The organism is Caenispirillum salinarum AK4, assembly GCF_000315795.1.
In the GTDB taxonomy this organism is placed as follows: domain Bacteria; phylum Pseudomonadota; class Alphaproteobacteria; order Rhodospirillales; family Rhodospirillaceae; genus Caenispirillum; species Caenispirillum salinarum.
Window position 1 is genome coordinate 53,349 of record NZ_ANHY01000020.1, and the last position, 15,147, is coordinate 68,495.

Annotated in this window: 17 protein-coding genes; 3 read left to right on the forward strand and 14 right to left on the reverse strand. The window is 67.7% G+C overall.

From position 1 onward, the window contains the following. From C882_RS18570 to C882_RS18580, 3 genes are all read right to left on the reverse strand, one after another. Complete coding sequence (locus tag C882_RS18570; RefSeq protein WP_009542205.1) at positions 1-1,293, reverse strand: homoserine dehydrogenase; 1,293 nt, start codon at positions 1,291-1,293, stop codon at positions 1-3. Beyond that, a complete protein-coding gene (locus tag C882_RS18575) occupies positions 1,290-2,516 on the reverse strand; it encodes an LL-diaminopimelate aminotransferase (RefSeq protein ID WP_009542206.1) in 1,227 nt (408 codons plus the stop codon). The genes C882_RS18570 and C882_RS18575 overlap by 4 nt, the downstream gene beginning before the upstream one ends. 210 nt (positions 2,517-2,726) lie before the next feature. Next, a complete protein-coding gene (locus C882_RS18580; RefSeq protein WP_043646442.1) occupies positions 2,727-3,863 on the reverse strand; it encodes an OmpA family protein in 1,137 nt (378 codons plus the stop codon). A gap of 416 nt (positions 3,864-4,279) precedes the next feature. Between C882_RS18580 and C882_RS18585 the strand changes: the two genes are divergently transcribed. Further along, positions 4,280-6,079, forward strand: coding sequence for a PHA/PHB synthase family protein (locus tag C882_RS18585; RefSeq protein ID WP_043646444.1), 1,800 nt, complete (start codon positions 4,280-4,282; stop codon positions 6,077-6,079). 66 nt (positions 6,080-6,145) lie between these two features. On the opposite strand, the gene C882_RS18590 is transcribed toward C882_RS18585, so the two are convergent. The 8 genes from C882_RS18590 to rplM form a co-directional block, all read right to left on the reverse strand. Continuing rightward, positions 6,146-6,550: a type II toxin-antitoxin system VapC family toxin gene (locus C882_RS18590; protein ID WP_009542209.1), complete on the reverse strand. Its 405-nt coding sequence runs from the start codon at positions 6,548-6,550 to the stop codon at positions 6,146-6,148. After that, complete coding sequence (locus C882_RS18595) at positions 6,550-6,783, reverse strand: antitoxin (RefSeq protein ID WP_009542210.1); 234 nt, start codon at positions 6,781-6,783, stop codon at positions 6,550-6,552. The genes C882_RS18590 and C882_RS18595 overlap by 1 nt, the downstream gene beginning before the upstream one ends. Before the next feature lie 132 nt (positions 6,784-6,915). Beyond that, a complete protein-coding gene (locus C882_RS18600) occupies positions 6,916-7,104 on the reverse strand; it encodes a hypothetical protein (RefSeq protein WP_009542211.1) in 189 nt (62 codons plus the stop codon). A 70-nt stretch (positions 7,105-7,174) separates the two neighbouring features. Further along, positions 7,175-7,669 (reverse strand): nucleoside deaminase, encoded by a 495-nt coding sequence (locus tag C882_RS18605; RefSeq protein WP_009542212.1) that lies wholly within the window; start codon positions 7,667-7,669, stop codon positions 7,175-7,177. Next, positions 7,669-8,223 carry a gamma carbonic anhydrase family protein gene (locus C882_RS18610; protein ID WP_009542213.1) on the reverse strand — a complete coding sequence of 185 codons (555 nt, stop codon included), beginning with the start codon at positions 8,221-8,223 and terminating at the stop codon, positions 7,669-7,671. Before C882_RS18610 ends, C882_RS18605 begins: the two co-directional genes overlap by 1 nt. 45 nt (positions 8,224-8,268) lie before the next feature. Beyond that, positions 8,269-9,312 (reverse strand): N-acetyl-gamma-glutamyl-phosphate reductase, encoded by a 1,044-nt coding sequence (argC, locus tag C882_RS18615; protein WP_009542214.1) that lies wholly within the window; start codon positions 9,310-9,312, stop codon positions 8,269-8,271. Positions 9,313-9,424: 112 nt separating this feature from the next. After that, positions 9,425-9,907: a 30S ribosomal protein S9 gene (rpsI, locus tag C882_RS18620; RefSeq protein ID WP_009542215.1), complete on the reverse strand. Its 483-nt coding sequence runs from the start codon at positions 9,905-9,907 to the stop codon at positions 9,425-9,427. Between the two features lie 3 nt (positions 9,908-9,910). Next, complete coding sequence (gene rplM / locus C882_RS18625; protein WP_009542216.1) at positions 9,911-10,375, reverse strand: 50S ribosomal protein L13; 465 nt, start codon at positions 10,373-10,375, stop codon at positions 9,911-9,913. Between the two features lie 508 nt (positions 10,376-10,883). On the opposite strand from rplM, the gene C882_RS18630 reads away from it, so the two are divergent. Beyond that, entirely contained in the window at positions 10,884-11,390 is a 507-nt protein-coding gene (locus tag C882_RS18630) for a sigma-70 family RNA polymerase sigma factor (protein WP_160166798.1), read from the forward strand. On the opposite strand, the gene C882_RS18635 is transcribed toward C882_RS18630, so the two are convergent. Continuing rightward, complete coding sequence (locus C882_RS18635; RefSeq protein ID WP_009542219.1) at positions 11,354-11,788, reverse strand: PaaI family thioesterase; 435 nt, start codon at positions 11,786-11,788, stop codon at positions 11,354-11,356. The two genes, C882_RS18630 and C882_RS18635, sit on opposite strands and share 37 nt — an antisense overlap. A 152-nt stretch (positions 11,789-11,940) precedes the next feature. Here C882_RS18635 and C882_RS18640 point away from each other — a divergent pair, with 152 nt between their 5' ends. After that, positions 11,941-12,768, forward strand: a complete 828-nt coding sequence (locus C882_RS18640) for an enoyl-CoA hydratase (protein WP_009542220.1) — start codon at positions 11,941-11,943, stop codon at positions 12,766-12,768. A 55-nt stretch (positions 12,769-12,823) separates the two neighbouring features. Here C882_RS18640 and C882_RS18645 read toward each other — a convergent pair whose 3' ends face one another. Beyond that, positions 12,824-13,228, reverse strand: a complete 405-nt coding sequence (locus C882_RS18645; RefSeq protein ID WP_009542221.1) for a carboxymuconolactone decarboxylase family protein — start codon at positions 13,226-13,228, stop codon at positions 12,824-12,826. Positions 13,229-13,313: 85 nt separating this feature from the next. Continuing rightward, positions 13,314-15,026, reverse strand: coding sequence for a Na/Pi cotransporter family protein (locus tag C882_RS18650; RefSeq protein ID WP_009542222.1), 1,713 nt, complete (start codon positions 15,024-15,026; stop codon positions 13,314-13,316). Positions 15,027-15,147 lie beyond the last annotated feature (121 nt).

Consider the following 15,147-nt stretch of genomic DNA (forward strand, 5'->3'; position numbering starts at 1 on the left):
TTACAGTTCCTCGATACGGATCACGTGCGGCGGCTCCACCACGGCGTCCAGGGCTTCGATGCGGTCCAGCGCCTGGCGGAGTTGGCTGCCCTTGACCTCGTAGACGGTCATGACCACCGGCACGATTTCGCCGGGGGCGCGGCCGCGCTGGAGGATCTGCTCCATGGAAACCTCGGCGTCCCGCAGGGCCGTGGCGATATCGGCGAAGACGCCGGGGACGTCCATCACCTGCAGGCGGATGTAATAGGCGCCCGTCAACTGGTCGAGGTTGCCCACTTCGTGCGCGCGCAGGGCCTTCACCGGAACGCCGAAGGCGTACCCATGTCGACCGCAGGCGATGTCCATGATGTCGGCCACCACCGCCGAGGCCGTCGGGCCGGCGCCGGCGCCGCGGCCCTCCAGCACGGTGCGGCCGACCCAGTCGCCTTCCGTCACGATGGCGTTATAGACGCCTTCGACCGATGCAATGGGGCTGTTGATGGGCACCATGGTCGGGTGGACGCGCTGCTCGACGCCGAACTCGGTCTCGCTGGCGATGCCCAGAAGCTTGATGCGATAGCCCAGAAGCTCCGCATACTCGATGTCGACCGAGGTGATGTTGCGGATGCCCTGCACCGTGACCGCGTCGAAGTTCACCGGGCTGCCGAAGGCCAGGCTGGTCAGGATCGCCAGCTTGTGAGCCGCGTCCACGCCGTCGATGTCGAACGACGGATCGGCCTCGGCATAGCCCAGGGCCTGCGCCTCTTCCAGCACGTCGGCGAAGTCGCGGCCGGTCTCGCGCATGGTGGTGAGGATGTAGTTGCCGGTGCCGTTCAGGATGCCGTAGAGCGAGCTGATGCGGTTGCCCGCCAGCCCGTCGCGCAGGGCCTTGATGACCGGGATGCCGCCGGCGACCGCCGCCTCGTAGGCGAGGGCCGCGTTGTTCTCCTCGGCCAGGGCGGCCAGCTCGGTGCCGTGGTGGGCGAGCATGGCCTTGTTGGCGGTGACCACGTGCCGGCCGGCGCGCAGGGCGGCTTCCGTGCAGCGCTTGGCGATGCCGTCGGACCCGCCGATCAGCTCCACCACCACGTCGGCGTCGGCCTTTTCCGCCATCTCCACGGCGTCGTCGAACCAGGCGATGCCGGTCATGTCGAAGCCGCGATCGCGCCCGGCGGTGCGGGCGCTGACGGCGGTGACGGTGACGTCCCGCCCGCAGCGCATGGAGATAAGCTCTGCCTGTTCCTGCAGCAGCTTGACGGTGCCGGCCCCGACGGTGCCGAGGCCGGCGATTGCGACTTTCAGGGAATCACTCACGATGCACTCGCCCGTTTCTTTTCAGAGTCTTCGATGACCTTGTCGTAGGTGGACAGGAAGGTCTTGATGTTGCGCACCGCCTGACGGATGCGGTGCTTGTTCTCGACAAGGCCGATGCGCACATGGCCGTCGCCGTACTCGCCGAAGCCCAGCCCCGGCGCCACGGCCACCTTGGCCTCGCTGAGCAGCAGCTTGGAAAATTCCACCGAGCCCAGGTGACGGAACGCCGGCGGGATCGGCGCCCAGCAGAACATGGTCGCCGGGGGCGACGGTACCTGCCAGCCGGCCTGGCCCAGCCCCTCGATCAGCACGTCGCGGCGCTCGCGGTACATGGCGCGGATGTCGTCGACGCAGTCCTGCGGACCGTTCAGTGCCGCCGTCGCCGCCACCTGAACCGGCGTGAAGGCGCCGTAGTCCAGATAGCTTTTCACCCGCGCCAGCGCCGAAACCAGCTTCTTGTTGCCGCAGGCGAAGCCGATGCGCCAGCCCGGCATGTTGTAGGTCTTGGACATGGAGGTGAACTCAACCGCGATCTCGCGGGCGCCAGGAACCTGTAGGATCGACGGCGGCGGGTTGTCGTCGAAATAGATTTCGGAATAGGCGATGTCCGACAGCACGTAGATGCCATGGTGGCGGCAGAAATCCACCACTTGCCCGTAGAAGTCCAGGTCGGCGGTGTAGGCGGTCGGGTTGGACGGATAGTTGATGACCAGCGCCAGCGGCTTGGGCACCGAATGGCGCACCGCGCGGTCCAGCGCCTCCAGCAGCTCCGGCCCCGGCTCGGCGGGCAGCGAGCGGATGGCGCCGCCCACGATGATGAAGCCGAAGGCGTGGATGGGATAGCTGGGATTGGGCGACAGGATCACGTCGCCCGGGCTGGTGATGGCCGACGCCAGGTTGGCCAGTCCTTCCTTGGAGCCCAGGGTGACGATGATTTCCGTCTCGGGGTCCAGGGTCACGCCGAAGCGGCGCTCGTAATAGGCCGCCTGGGCGCGGCGCAGGCCGGGGATGCCCTTGGACGTGGAATAGCGGTGGGCGCGCGGGTTTCGGGCAGCCTCGCACAGCTTTTCGACGATGTGGTCGGGGGTGGGCTGGTCCGGGTTGCCCATGCCGAAATCGATGATGTCCTCGCCGGCGGCGCGAGCTCGGGCCTTCATCGCGTTCACCTCGGCGAAGACGTACGGCGGAAGCCGCTTTATGCGATGAAACTCCTGCTCGATCATGGCACTGCCCAAAAATTCGATTTCGACGGCCTTGCGGAATGGGGTCGGAGCGGCGCGCCGGTGACACGGCGACGCCCGGGGCACGGGACGCCAAGGCCGGGACGACGTCCCCGTCCCGGCCTCTGTTCTACAACCTGTCCCTTCCGGGCGCGACTGCTTTCTGTAACGAATGCCCGCCCGTACCGAAACATCCTTTCAAGACGCTCCGCCTCAGCGAACCAGGAAAATCTCGACGCGGCGGTTGCCGGCCTCGCCCGAGGGCATGACCTCCAGGTACAGGGGCTCGCGGTCGCCCACGGCGGCCACGTCGATCACCTCGGCCGGAACACCTTCCCGGCGCAGTGCGTCGGCGACCGCCTCGGCGCGGGCGACGGAGGTGGTGAAGTTCACCAGCTTGTGCCGGTCCTGCGGCATGTTGGCGGTGAACAGGCTGGAGTGGCCGACCACCTTGACGAAACCACCCTGGCGCGCCTGGATGTCGGCGACCTGGCGCAGCACCCGGCGATCGCGCGCATCCAGCGTGGCCGCGCCGAAGGGGAACTGGATGACGGCGATGGGCCCGCCGCCCGCCGGCAGGCCGGGCACGGCAGACGGGGCGCCGGTCACGGCCGGGGCGACGCCGCCGCGCGGGCCGCCGCCGATGACCACCGGCCCGTTGCCGCCCGTCACCATGGGTACGGCGCCTCCGCCGGCCGGACCGCCGATGACGACGGGGCCACCGGCCGGCACAGCGCCGCCGCGGGGCCCGCCGACGACGGCGCCGGGAATAAGCGCATCGGGATGGGCCGGCTGGCGCACCTGCGGGCGCACCGCCACGCCACCGTAGGCCGCGGCCACCGCCTGGTCGAGCGCCGTCGTATCGGCACTGAGCGTCGGGCGCTGCGGCGCGGCGGGTGCGGCCTCCGCCGGGGGCTGCTGCGTCCTCGGCGTGCGCGGCGCCTCGCGCGCCACCAGCACCTCGTTCTGCTCGGCCGACGGCGTCGGGCTCTGGGCCACGGGCTGGGCCTCCGGCTCCGGTGCGGGTTGCGGCTCGGCAACCGGCTGCGGGGCGGCCGCGGCCTGAACCGGGGCGACGGGCTCGGACTCGACGTCCTCCGCGCGGCGCGGCGCGACCGATGCCTGGGGCTCGGGCGCCGGCGCCTCGGCGCTGGCGGGCTCCTCCTCCAGCGGGCGGACGGTGGTCACCGGCCGGCGGCTCAGTGTGTCGTCGTAGCGCTGGTTGGCGGTGTCGGGCGGCAGGCCGTCGACCACGCCCAGTGCGTCGGGATCGACCCGCGCCGGAGCCGCCTCGGCCGCCGCCGCGCCTCCCTCCGCGCCGGGGGCGGGAGACGATTCTTCTCCAAACATGGAACAAGACGCGACGAGAGAAATTCCCAACAGCAGTGACCCCGCCTTCACGCCGAAGCGAGCACCATTCACCGCCGTACCGGGCTTGCGCTTGTTCACCATGACGTCTCCGACCCTGTCCTTCGCCGATTCGGCAACAATTCGGTCAACAAATGCGACTTTATGTCGCCGCTGGCACTCCCTACAGTGTAAGCGCCGCGTTGACAATGTCTTGCCGACCGCTGGCGCAGTATACAGGGCGGAGTCGCCCAGGGACAGTACCGCGCGCGGTGCAGGCGCGACGGCCGCACGGGTTACAACAATGGACACCGGTGTGGTTCAATCGTAGCCTGCGCCCGACAACAAGACGGTCGCCCTGGCCGCGTCACCCGCCGCATCACGCCCGTATCCGGGACGGTTCCACGAAGGACTGGAAAATGGCCGACAATCAGGACCCCGATGTGAAGATGCCCGACCCCGCCGAGCTGACCAAGGCGATGACCGGAATCGCGGAGCGCAGCCAGCGGCTCGTGTCAGAGTTTCTCGCGCGGCAATCGCAGAACCCCGAAGTGGCGGCGAACGACCCGCTGAACCTCGGCGAGGCGTTCCTGGAGATGACCACGCGCCTGATGGCCGACCCGACCAAGCTGGTCGAGGCCCAGATGAACCTGTGGCAGGACTACATGCAGCTGTGGACCAACACGGCCCGCCGCATGATGGGCGAGGAGACCGAGCCCGTGGTCAAGCCCGAGCCGGGCGACCGCCGCTTCAAGGACGAGACCTGGCAGGACAACGAGGTCTTCGACTTCATCAAGCAGTCCTACCTGCTGTCGTCGCGCTTCGTGCAGGATGTGGTCCACGGCACCGAGGGCCTGGACGAGCACACCCGCGACAAGGTCGACTTCTTCACCAAGCAGTATGTCGACGCCATGGCGCCCACCAACTTCGCCATGACCAACCCCGAGGTGCTGCGCGCCACCGTGGAAAGCGGCGGCGAGAACCTGGTGAAGGGCCTGGAGCACCTGCTGGAGGACCTGGAGCGCGGCGGCGGCAAGCTGCGCATCACCATGACCGACGAAAGCGCCTTCACGGTCGGCGAGAACGTGGCGGCGACCCCGGGCCAGGTGGTCTACCAGAACGATCTGATCCAGCTCATTCAGTACACCCCGACCACGGAGAAGGTCCGCGAGACGCCGCTGGTGATCGTGCCGCCGTGGATCAACAAGTTCTACATCCTGGACCTGCGCCCGAAGAACAGCTTCATCAAATGGGCCGTCGACCAGGGCAACACCGTTTTCGTCATCTCGTGGGTCAACCCCAACGAGAAGCTCGCCAAGAAGTCCTTCGAGGACTACATGCTGGAAGGCCCGCTGTCGGCCATCGAGCAGGCCAAGAAGCAGACCGGCGCCGACACCGTGAACATGGTCGGCTACTGCCTGGGCGGCACGCTGCTGGCCTCCACGCTGGCCTACCTGGCGGCCAAGGGCGAGGACGAGCAGGTGGCCTCGGCGACCTTCCTGACGACGCTGACCGACTTCGAGAAGGCCGGCGACCTGAAGGTGTTCATCGACGACGACCAGTTGAAGAGCCTCGAGCACAAGATGGACGAGGCCGGCTACCTGGACGGCGCCGAAATGGCGACCACGTTCAACATGCTGCGCGCCAACGACCTGATCTGGTCGTTCGTCATCAACAACTACCTGCTGGGCAAGGACCCGTTCCCCTTCGACCTGCTGTACTGGAACAGCGACTCGACGCGGATGCCGGCGGCCATGCACAAGTTCTACCTGCGCAACATGTACCTGGAGAACAAGCTGCGCGAGCCGGGCGGGATCGAGCTGGCGGGCGTGCCCATCGACCTGGGCAAGATCAAGACGCCCATCTACATGCTGTCGACGCGCGAGGACCACATCGCGCCGTGGGTGGCGACGTACGAGCTGACCAACCTGGTCTCGGGCAAGGCGAAGTTCGTGCTGTCGGCCTCGGGCCACATTGCGGGCGTCGTGAATCCGCCGGTGTCGAACAAGTACTGCTACTGGACGAACAGCCGCAAGGCGAAGACGCCGGAAACCTGGCTGAAGAACGCCCAGCAGAACGAGGGGTCGTGGTGGACCGACTGGGATGCTTGGCTCAAGCCCATGGCCGGCAAGGAGGTCGAGCCCCGCGACCCGACCAAGGGCAAGCTCAAGGCCATCGAACCGGCCCCTGGCTCCTACGTGAAGACCCGCGTGGTGTGAGGCTTCGGCTGGTTCGTTGAATGAGGAAGGGGCGGCTCCTGACGGGGCCGCCCTTTTTCCGTGCCGTCAGCCGGACAGCCAGTTCTCGACACGCAGGCCCTCGACGCGACGGAACTCGCGCTCGTTGGCCGTGACCAGCGTCAGGTTCATGGCCAGTGCGTGGGCGGCGATGAACAGGTCATTGCCGCCGATGGTCTTGCCGCGCGCCTGAAGGTCGGCCCGTATGCGTCCGTAGATGTCATCGGCTGGTGGCTCGAAGGGGAGCACTTCAATGCCGAATAGAGCATCGTCCACACGATGGGCGGCCATCTTCGAGGGACTGCGGGCAGCGCCAAAGCGCAGCTCCGCGGCCACGATAACGCTCACGCAGACGGCCGACAGACCCACTTCTCTGATCCGTGCGGCGACTCGCCCGCTCGGATGGCGCATGCCGTCTGAGATGGCGTTGGTGTCGAGCATGTAGACGAGCATTAAAAGTCCACCGGCTCAGGCGGAGGGTCTTCCGGGTCAGGAAAATCCTCGTCCAAGTCGTCCCACTCATCGAACAGCTCAATGAGGGTTTTCCGCCGCTTCGGCGCGATGACCAGCCGGTCGCCCTCGCGGGTGACCGTCACCTCGTCGCCGGGGAACTGCATATCCGCAGGCAGGCTGATGCGTTGCTCGCCGCCCTCGCGAATGATCTTCAGCGTGCGCTGTGCGTTCATGGGCGCCTCCCGTGCGCGTCTGCCTTGAAGATAGGCCGCGCCGCGCGCAGGGTCAAACGGGGCCGAGGCACCAGACGCGCGCACGGGGCGACCGCGCGGGCCGCCCCTCCTCCACCGGAACGCGGCAGTGGCCTATTGCTTGCGGTGCGGCGCGCCGGGGCCGGACTGGTTCTGCTCGTCCTTGTTGCCCGAATGGACCGGGTCGACGTGTCCCTTCCGCGCCGACTTGCCGGGGCCACCGGCCTGGTGCTTCTGGATGTCCGTGTTCTCGTGCTTGGTCTCGCGGCGGACTTCCTGTTTCTGGCTCTTGCGCTCGGTCATGGCGTCCTCCTTGCCGTCTGGTGTCCGGCAGGAACGACCGAGGCGCGCGGAGGCTCCCCGATGTTTTAAGTCAGTACTGAATGCGCCCCTCCAGGGCCATGTATTCCTCGAAGATCAGGCGGCTTTCGTCGGGCATCAGGCGTTCGAAGGCCATTTCCCGCTCTTCCATCGTGCGCGGCAGTTCGCGGTAGAGGAAGGCGTCGTCGAAGCCCGCTTCCGCCGCGTCGAGGTGGCTCGCGGCCCAGTACACCTTGTCCAGGTGCGCCCAATAGATGGCCGACAGGCACATGGGGCACGGCTCGCACGAGGTGTAGATGACGCAGCCCTCCAGGTGGAAGACGCCCAGCTTCGCACAGGCGCGGCGGATGGCGACCATCTCCGCGTGGGCCGTCGGGTCGCAGCCGGACACCACCTCGTTGTGGCCCTCGCCCACGATCTCGCCATCGCGCACGATGACCGCGCCGAAGGGGCCGCCGCAGCCGGCCGTCATGCCTTTTTCCGCCAGATCAATGGCGCGCTGCATGAAGGCGCGATGCGGCTCGCCGCCGTCCCCGCCGGCGGTCATCAGCCCTGCCCGCCCGAGAGCATCCGACGGTACTGCTGCGCCATGTTGGCGTAATGCGCCGTGCCCTTGGGCAGGCTTTCCAGTTCCTCGGGCTTGAGGTCGCGGATGTATTTTGCGGGCGTGCCGGCCCAAAGCTGGCCCTTGCGGACGATCTTGCCCGGGCTGACCAGGGCGCCGGCGGCCACCATGGCGCCGCCCTCGACCACCGCGCCATCCATGACGGTCGCGCCCATGCCGACGAAGCTGCCGTCCTGAAGCTCGCAGCCATGGATGGTGGCCATGTGGCCCACCAGCACGTCGTCCCCGATGTAGGTGCCGAAGCGCTCGCGGGTCACATGGACCACGGAACCGTCCTGGATGTTCGACCGCGCGCCGATGCGGATCTCGTGCACGTCGCCGCGCACCGTGACGTTGAACCACAGGCTCGACTCATGCCCGATCACCACGTCGCCGATCACCACGCTGCTGGGGGCGACGAAGGCCGTTTCGTGGATGGTCGGCAGGACGTCGTTCCAGGGCAGGATGATGGGGTGGTGCGTGGTCGGCGCGGACATCGCGGCGGCTCTCCTTGGTTCGGTTTCGCTTTGGTTTCGCGGCTTTTACGGGAACATGGGCTGCTGCATCAGCCCGGTGGTCTCGTCGAAGCCCAGCATGACGTTCATGTTCTGCACGGCCTGGCCGGACGCGCCCTTGACCAGGTTGTCCTCCACCGCCGTCAGGATGCAGCGGCCGGGGACGCGGTCGGGGAAGGCGTTCAGCAGCACGTAATTGGACCCGCGCACATGGCGGGTGGCAGGCACCTGCCCTTCCTTCAGAACGCGCACGAAGGGTTCGGCGCTGAAGGTTTCCGACAGGTGTGCGCGCAGGTCGTCGGCGGTCGCGCCCTTGGCGGTCTGCACGTAGATGGTCGCCAGGATGCCGCGCGCCATGGGCATGAGATGCGGCGTGAAGGTGGACACCACGGGCTGCCCGGCGGCGTCCGTCAGGCCCTGGTCGATCTCCGGGCCGTGGCGGTGGGTGCCGACGCCGTAGGGGTGGATGCCTTCGGTCACCTCGGCGTACAGGGTGCCCTCCTTGGGTCCGCGGCCCGCGCCCGTGACACCGGACTTGGCGTCGGCGATGATGCCCTCGGCCTCGATCAGCCCGGCCTTCAACAGCGGCATGAGCGCCAGCTGGATGCCGGTCGGGTAGCAGCCGGGGTTGGCGACGATGCGCGCCGCCCGCACCTGCTCGCGATACATCTCGGTCAGGCCGTAGGCGACGGAGGCCTGCAGGTCCGGCGCCTTGTGGGGCGCGCCGTAGACCTGTTCGTACAGGGCGGTGTCCTTCAGGCGGAAGTCGGCCGACAGGTCGCAGACCTTGATGCGCTCGGGCAGGCCGGCGATGACCTCCTGCGTGGTGCCGTGCGGCAGGGCGCAGAAGACGAAGTCCACGACGTCCCAGTTGACCTCGTCGATGGCGGTCAGCGTCGGCAGGTCCAGGCCGCCCAGGTGCGGGAAGACGTCGGCGAACTCCTTCCCTGCGCGGCGGTCGGCGGTCAGCGCCGTGATGCGCACATGGGGATGCAGTGCCAGCAGGCGCACCAGTTCGGCGCCGGTGTAGCCGGAGGCACCGAGGATCGCGACTCTCGTCTTCTCGCTCATCTGTCTTGACGTCCTGTGTCCTGAGAAATGCGGGGCGCGGCCCCAATACACACGAAAAGGGCGCCCTCCCGCAAGAGGACGCCCTTTCGAACGCAGCGTTTGATCCGCGGGATCAGCGCTTGGAGAACTGGAAGCTGCGGCGGGCCTTGGCCTTGCCGTACTTCTTACGCTCAACCGCACGCGGGTCGCGGGTCAGGAAGCCGGCGGCCTTGAGCGCCGGACGCATGTTCGGATCGAACGCCGTCAGCGCGCGGGCCAGGCCATGGCGCAGCGCGCCGGCCTGACCGGACAGGCCACCGCCGGACACGGTGCAGACCACATCGAACTGGTTCTCGATGTTGGCGACCTTGAACGGCTGGTTGATCATCATGCGCAGCACGGGACGCGGGAAGTAGTTCTCGAACTCGCGGCCGTTGACGGTGATCTTGCCGGAACCGGCCTTCACCCACACGCGGGCGACGGCGTCCTTACGACGACCGGTGCCGTAGGACCGGCCCAGTTCGTCCTTCTTCACCTCGTACTTCGGGCCCTCGACGGTCTCGCCGCCGGTGGTCGCGCCCTTCAGGTCCTCGAGGGTCAGCTTTTCCTCGGCCATGGATTAGGCGCTCCTCTTGTTCTTCGGGTTGCGGGCGGCGAAGTCCAACACTTCCGGCTGCTGAGCCTCGTGCGGGTGTTCGGCGCCGGCGTAGACACGCAGCTTCTTCAGCTGGGCGCGGCCCAGCGGACCACGGGGCATCATGCGCTCCACGGCCTTCTGGATGACGCGCTCCGGGTAGCGGCCGCCCAGGATCTGCTCCATGGTGCGTTCCTTGATGCCGCCGGGGAAGCCGGTGTGCCAGAAGAACTTCTTGTCGGAGAGCTTCTTGCCGGTCAGCTTCACCTTCTCGGCGTTGATGACGACAACGTGGTCACCGACATCGATGTGCGGCGTGTACTGCGGCTTGGTCTTGCCGCGAAGAATGTTCGCCACGGTCGAGGCGAGGCGGCCCAGAACGACGTCCTCGGCGTCGATCAGGACCCACTTCTTCTCCACCTCGTTGGGCTTGGCGGAATAGGTTTTCATGGCACCATCTCGATTGCGGTTCTCGTCGGCTGCGGCGGGCCCGGGCGGGCTTGCCTTCGCCTCGGAAAACGACAGGGGCCACGGCTGCCGCGACCCCGGTGAACTTGAGAGCCGGAATATGCCACGTTTCAGCCGGATGTCAACGTTGGTAAAATCAATAAAATCAGACACTTAGAGGAACGGTATAATTTTACCTCCGCCGAGAGCCGCGGTATGCGGGCGTTCCAGCGGCCTTCGTCCGCCGACTATCCCGACAGGATAAGCCAGCCGCCACCCGCTCCGTTCCGTCTGGACCTATCCTCCTCGCAGCGGCCGTACATCGCCGGGAACGGCGCCTTCGCCCGACGAAGTAGAAGTCTTACGCGTCCTTATGGTTTCTTTATGCAGGAGCGGAAGAAGCCTTATGGACCGCTTATGGAATGTCCCAGCATCCTCGTCAGGCTTATCGTCTTAGACCGAGGTACCGATGGACACCCCTTCAGATTGCATTGAAGATCATCTTCCAGCGATGCGACGTTTGGCGCTGCATCTGACGCGCGACCGTGTCGCTGCGGACGACCTGGTTCAGGACACTGTCCTGCGCGCCCTGGAAAAGGTTCATCGCTACGAGTCCGGGACGAACATGCAGGCCTGGCTCGCCACCCTGATGCGCAACATCTTCCTCAGCCAGCGACGTCGTGACGGTCTTGCGGTGCGCCACGCGCGGCAGGTCGCCATGCAGGAGCGGCGCAGCGAGGCCCCGGCCCGCCAGGACGCCCACATCTACATCGGCCAGATGTGGAGCGCGATGCACCGCATGAAGGACCACGAACGCAACCTGCTGTCGGCCATCGCGCTGGAGGGGATGGAACTGGAGCAGTTGTCGCAGCGCCACGGACTGCCGACCGGCACCATCAAGTCGCGCGCCGCCCGCGCCCGGGCGAAGCTCCGTCTGGCACTTGGCGAACAGGCGGCTACGGCCGGGCGCGCGAAACGGCCTCAGGCGGCGTCGGGGGTGCCGGGCGGGATCGAATAGGTGCCGGTGACGTGGGCGACCATCTGCGGGTCGCCTTCGGAATAGAGGTCCACCTCAACCACCGCCAGGCGCTTGCCCGCCTTGATGACGCGGCCCTCGGCGATCATGTCCTTCGGCCCCGGCTTGCGCAGGAAGTTGATGTTCAGGTTGGTGGTCACCGCCAGATCCACCGGCCCCACCAAGCTGAGCACCACCACATACATGGCCAGGTCCGCCAGCGCCATCATGGCCGGCCCCGCCACAGTGCCGCCCGGGCGGATGAGGTCGGGCTTGAAGCGCATGCGCACGCGGCAGGTGCCGGCCGTCACCTCCTCCACCTGCATGCCCAGCACCTCCACCAGAGGAAGCTCGGCGTCGAGTATGGCCTGGATTTCGGGAATGGTGATCTTGCTCGCCATGGTGCGGACGGATGCCTCCTGGTTGGGTCGACGACCTTGTTTTCGCACCACAATGATCGGGCTTTACGCTTACGTCAACGGCAAGGGCCTTGCCGCCGGGGCGCAGGATCGCCACCATGGGCGAAAGCCCAACCCTCTGACGGAGGACGTTCATGAGCCCCGATAGCCCTGCCACCGCCACGCCCGCCGCCGACGCCGCCGCCGAAACCGACATCCTGCTGCGCGCCGATGCCGACGGCGTCGCCACGCTGACGCTCAACCGCCCCAAGGCGCGCAATGCGCTGTCGGTCGGGCTGATGGCGGCCCTGCAGGCCGAACTGGACGCCATCGCCAAGGACCAGTCGGTGAAGGTTGTGGTGATCGAGGCCGCCGGCCCCGCCTTCTGCGCCGGGCACGACCTGCGCGAGGTGCGGGCCAATCCGGGCCGCGAGGCCTATGAAGCGCTGTTCGAGCAGTGCTCCAACCTGATGATGTCGGTGGTCAACCTGCCCAAGCCGGTGATCGCCAAGGTTCACGCCATGGCCACCGCCGCCGGCTGCCAGCTCGTCGCCAGCTGCGATCTCGCCTATGCGGCCGAGGAGGCCAAGTTCGCCACGCCGGGCGTCAACATCGGCCTGTTCTGCTCCACCCCCATGGTGGCGCTGTCCCGCGCGGTCGGCCGCAAGAAGGCCATGGAAATGCTGCTGTCCGGCCGCCCCATCACCGCGCACGAGGCCGAGGCCGCCGGGCTTGTCAACGCCGTCGTGCCCGCCGCCGAGCTGGACGCAACGGTGGCCAACATGGCCGCGACCATCGCCGGCAAGTCGCCGCTGACGCTGGCGATCGGCAAGGAGGCCTTCTACAGGCAGGTGGAAATGCCGCTGGCCGACGCCTACGCCTACGCCAGCGAGGTCATGACCCGCAACATGATGGCGCGCGATGCCGAGGAAGGCATCGACGCCTTCCTGCAAAAGCGCACCCCGACCTGGGAAGGCCGCTGAGGGTGCTGCGCTGATGCGCGCGACGGGGTGATGCGGGGCCGGATTCCGGCCCCGCCTACTCCGCCGCCGCCTCGCGCCCGGCCTCCCGGTCGAGGTCCTCGAACAGGCGCTTGGCCGCGAGGATGGCATTGAGCGTCACGGGGAAGCCGGCGTAGGGGGCGACCTGCATGACCACTTCCACCAGTTCGTCACGGGTGACGCCGGTGCGCAGGGCCGCGCGCATGTGGATGACCAGTTCCGCCTCCACGTTGCCCATGGCCGTCAGCGCCGAGACGATGGCGAGTTGCCGGTCGCGGGCCGACAGGCCGGGGCGGCTGTGGATGTCGCCGTAGGGAAATTCGACCACCATGCGCGCGAAGTCCGGCGCGATGGCGCGCACCTCGTCCAGAACCCCTTCGCCCACCATGCCGTGGACCTCGCTCAGGCGGCCGAGGCCGCGCGCGTACCGGTCGTTACTCATATCCGCAGGACTACCTTTTACCCGAATGGCCTTGCCACCATAACGGGACACGCGCCTGAAAATCCAGTACCATTGGATGCGGCGGTCACTCCGCCGGCGAAGGCTCGGCCGCGCGGGAGGCCTCGACCACCGCCGGGGGTGCCGGCTCAGGCTCCGCGATGGCGCGGCAGATGCGCTTGCTGAAGTAGTAGACGCGGCGCAGCTGCTCCACCACCTCGGTCTCGCGGGCGTAGGCGTTGACGCGATTGGGCTCCGACGCCAGCAGGCGGGTCGCGCCGTAGTCCAGCGCCTTGCGGACCATGGCCTGGATTTCCGGCTTCATGGCGACAACGCGGCGGGCAGCCTCGCGGTCGTCCTCGGCCACGGCCTTGAGCGTCAGATCCAGGGCTTCCAGCACGCGGGCGTGCAGGTCGCCGACGCGGCGTGCGGTGTGCTCGCTGACGGTGACCTTCTCCTCCAGCCGCCGCCGGCCGATGGAGACGATGTCGGTTTCCACCAGGTCGCCGATGCTCTCCAGCCCGCGCGCGACCTCCATCAGGCGCATGTAAACGGCGGTCTGCTTCGGCGTCAGCGTGCCGGCGCCGAGGCGGCGCAGGTAATCAATGGTGGCCTCGTAGAGGGCATCCACCGAGTCGTCCATGCGCGCCAGGCGGTCCAGCGCGGTTTTTGATCCATGCAGGGCCGCCGGCAGGGCCTCGGCCACCATGCGACGGGCTCGCCACCCGATGCGCCCCAGTTCGCGCCGGACGGCCTCCATGGCGGCGGGCGGGGTGGAGAGCAGCGCCGGGTCCAGGTAGCGGGGCGTGACCGCCTCTTCCTCGGGGCTCTTGGGCCGTTCTGGGATCAGTCGCGTGATGACGGCCGTCAGCAGCGGTGCAAACCAGATCAGCACCACCGTCGCTCCCACGTTCACCAGCGTGTGCGCGTTGGCGATCTGTCGGGCGACGTCGCCGGGCGTCAGGCTCTGCATCAGGTCGGCGACCGGGCCGATCAGCCACACCCAGCCGAACACGCTGATGACGTTGAACAGGACATGCGCCAGCGATGCGCGCACCGCCTCGCGCGGGCGGCCGATGGCGGCCAGCAGCGCGGTGACGCAGGTGCCGATGTTCGCGCCCAGGATGATGGGGATGCCCGCCTCGATGGACATGATCCCCTGCCCCGCCATGACGATGACGATGCCCGTCGTCGCGCCCGAGGACTGGACCAGCGCCGTAAACAGCGCCCCGGCCAGGATGCCGAGCACCGGGTTCTTCATGCTGGCGATGGCGTCCAGGAACGGCGGCCAGTCGCGCAGGGGCTCCATGGCGTTGCCCATGAGCATCATGCCCAGGAACACCAGCCCCAGCCCCAGCAGCACCCCTCCCCACTGGCCGAACACCTTGCCGCGCTGCAGGCTGGCGCCGACGAAGCCGATGGCGATCAGCGGCAGGGCGGCATCCGTGATGCGAAAGGCGATGACCTGGGCGAAGACGGTGGAGCCGATGTTGGCCCCCATGATGACGCCGATGGCCTGGGTCAACGTCATCACGCCGGCAGAAATGAAGCCCACCACCAGCACGGTCGTCACCGACGAGGACTGGATGACCGCCGTCGTCACGGCACCGGTGATCACGCCCAGCAGCCGGTTTCGCGTCATGGCGGCCAGGATTCCGCGCATGTTGTCGCCCGCCGCCGCCTTCAGGGCGCCGGTCAGCTGCTCCAGGCCGAACAGGAACAGCGCCAGCCCGCCGAACAGGCCGGTGATGATGGCGAACAGGGGCAGGTCTCCCCCCGCGGTGACGGTCGCTGCGTCCATGATCGTGTCCCCGGCGCATCCCGCCGCGCGGCGGCATAGCCGCACTGTGTGCGCCTTTCCAGCGAGAATACACCCACCGGCCATTTATGACAATACGATGACAGGAGACGGACCCCGGGCC

Coding starts and splice junctions, on each gene's coding strand:
- C882_RS18575 (WP_009542206.1), bottom strand. CDS start 2,516: ATGATCGAGCAGGAGTTTCATCGCATAAAGCGGCTTCCGCCGTACGTC.
- C882_RS18580 (WP_043646442.1), bottom strand. CDS start 3,863: ATGTTTGGAGAAGAATCGTCTCCCGCCCCCGGCGCGGAGGGAGGCGCG.
- C882_RS18585 (WP_043646444.1), top strand. CDS start 4,280: ATGGCCGACAATCAGGACCCCGATGTGAAGATGCCCGACCCCGCCGAG.
- C882_RS18590 (WP_009542209.1), bottom strand. CDS start 6,550: ATGCTCGTCTACATGCTCGACACCAACGCCATCTCAGACGGCATGCGC.
- C882_RS18595 (WP_009542210.1), bottom strand. CDS start 6,783: ATGAACGCACAGCGCACGCTGAAGATCATTCGCGAGGGCGGCGAGCAA.
- C882_RS18600 (WP_009542211.1), bottom strand. CDS start 7,104: ATGACCGAGCGCAAGAGCCAGAAACAGGAAGTCCGCCGCGAGACCAAG.
- C882_RS18605 (WP_009542212.1), bottom strand. CDS start 7,669: ATGACCGCCGGCGGGGACGGCGGCGAGCCGCATCGCGCCTTCATGCAG.
- C882_RS18610 (WP_009542213.1), bottom strand. CDS start 8,223: ATGTCCGCGCCGACCACGCACCACCCCATCATCCTGCCCTGGAACGAC.
- argC (WP_009542214.1), bottom strand. CDS start 9,312: ATGAGCGAGAAGACGAGAGTCGCGATCCTCGGTGCCTCCGGCTACACC.
- rpsI (WP_009542215.1), bottom strand. CDS start 9,907: ATGGCCGAGGAAAAGCTGACCCTCGAGGACCTGAAGGGCGCGACCACC.
- rplM (WP_009542216.1), bottom strand. CDS start 10,375: ATGAAAACCTATTCCGCCAAGCCCAACGAGGTGGAGAAGAAGTGGGTC.
- C882_RS18630 (WP_160166798.1), top strand. CDS start 10,884: ATGCGACGTTTGGCGCTGCATCTGACGCGCGACCGTGTCGCTGCGGAC.
- C882_RS18635 (WP_009542219.1), bottom strand. CDS start 11,788: ATGGCGAGCAAGATCACCATTCCCGAAATCCAGGCCATACTCGACGCC.
- C882_RS18640 (WP_009542220.1), top strand. CDS start 11,941: ATGAGCCCCGATAGCCCTGCCACCGCCACGCCCGCCGCCGACGCCGCC.
- C882_RS18645 (WP_009542221.1), bottom strand. CDS start 13,228: ATGAGTAACGACCGGTACGCGCGCGGCCTCGGCCGCCTGAGCGAGGTC.
- C882_RS18650 (WP_009542222.1), bottom strand. CDS start 15,026: ATGGACGCAGCGACCGTCACCGCGGGGGGAGACCTGCCCCTGTTCGCC.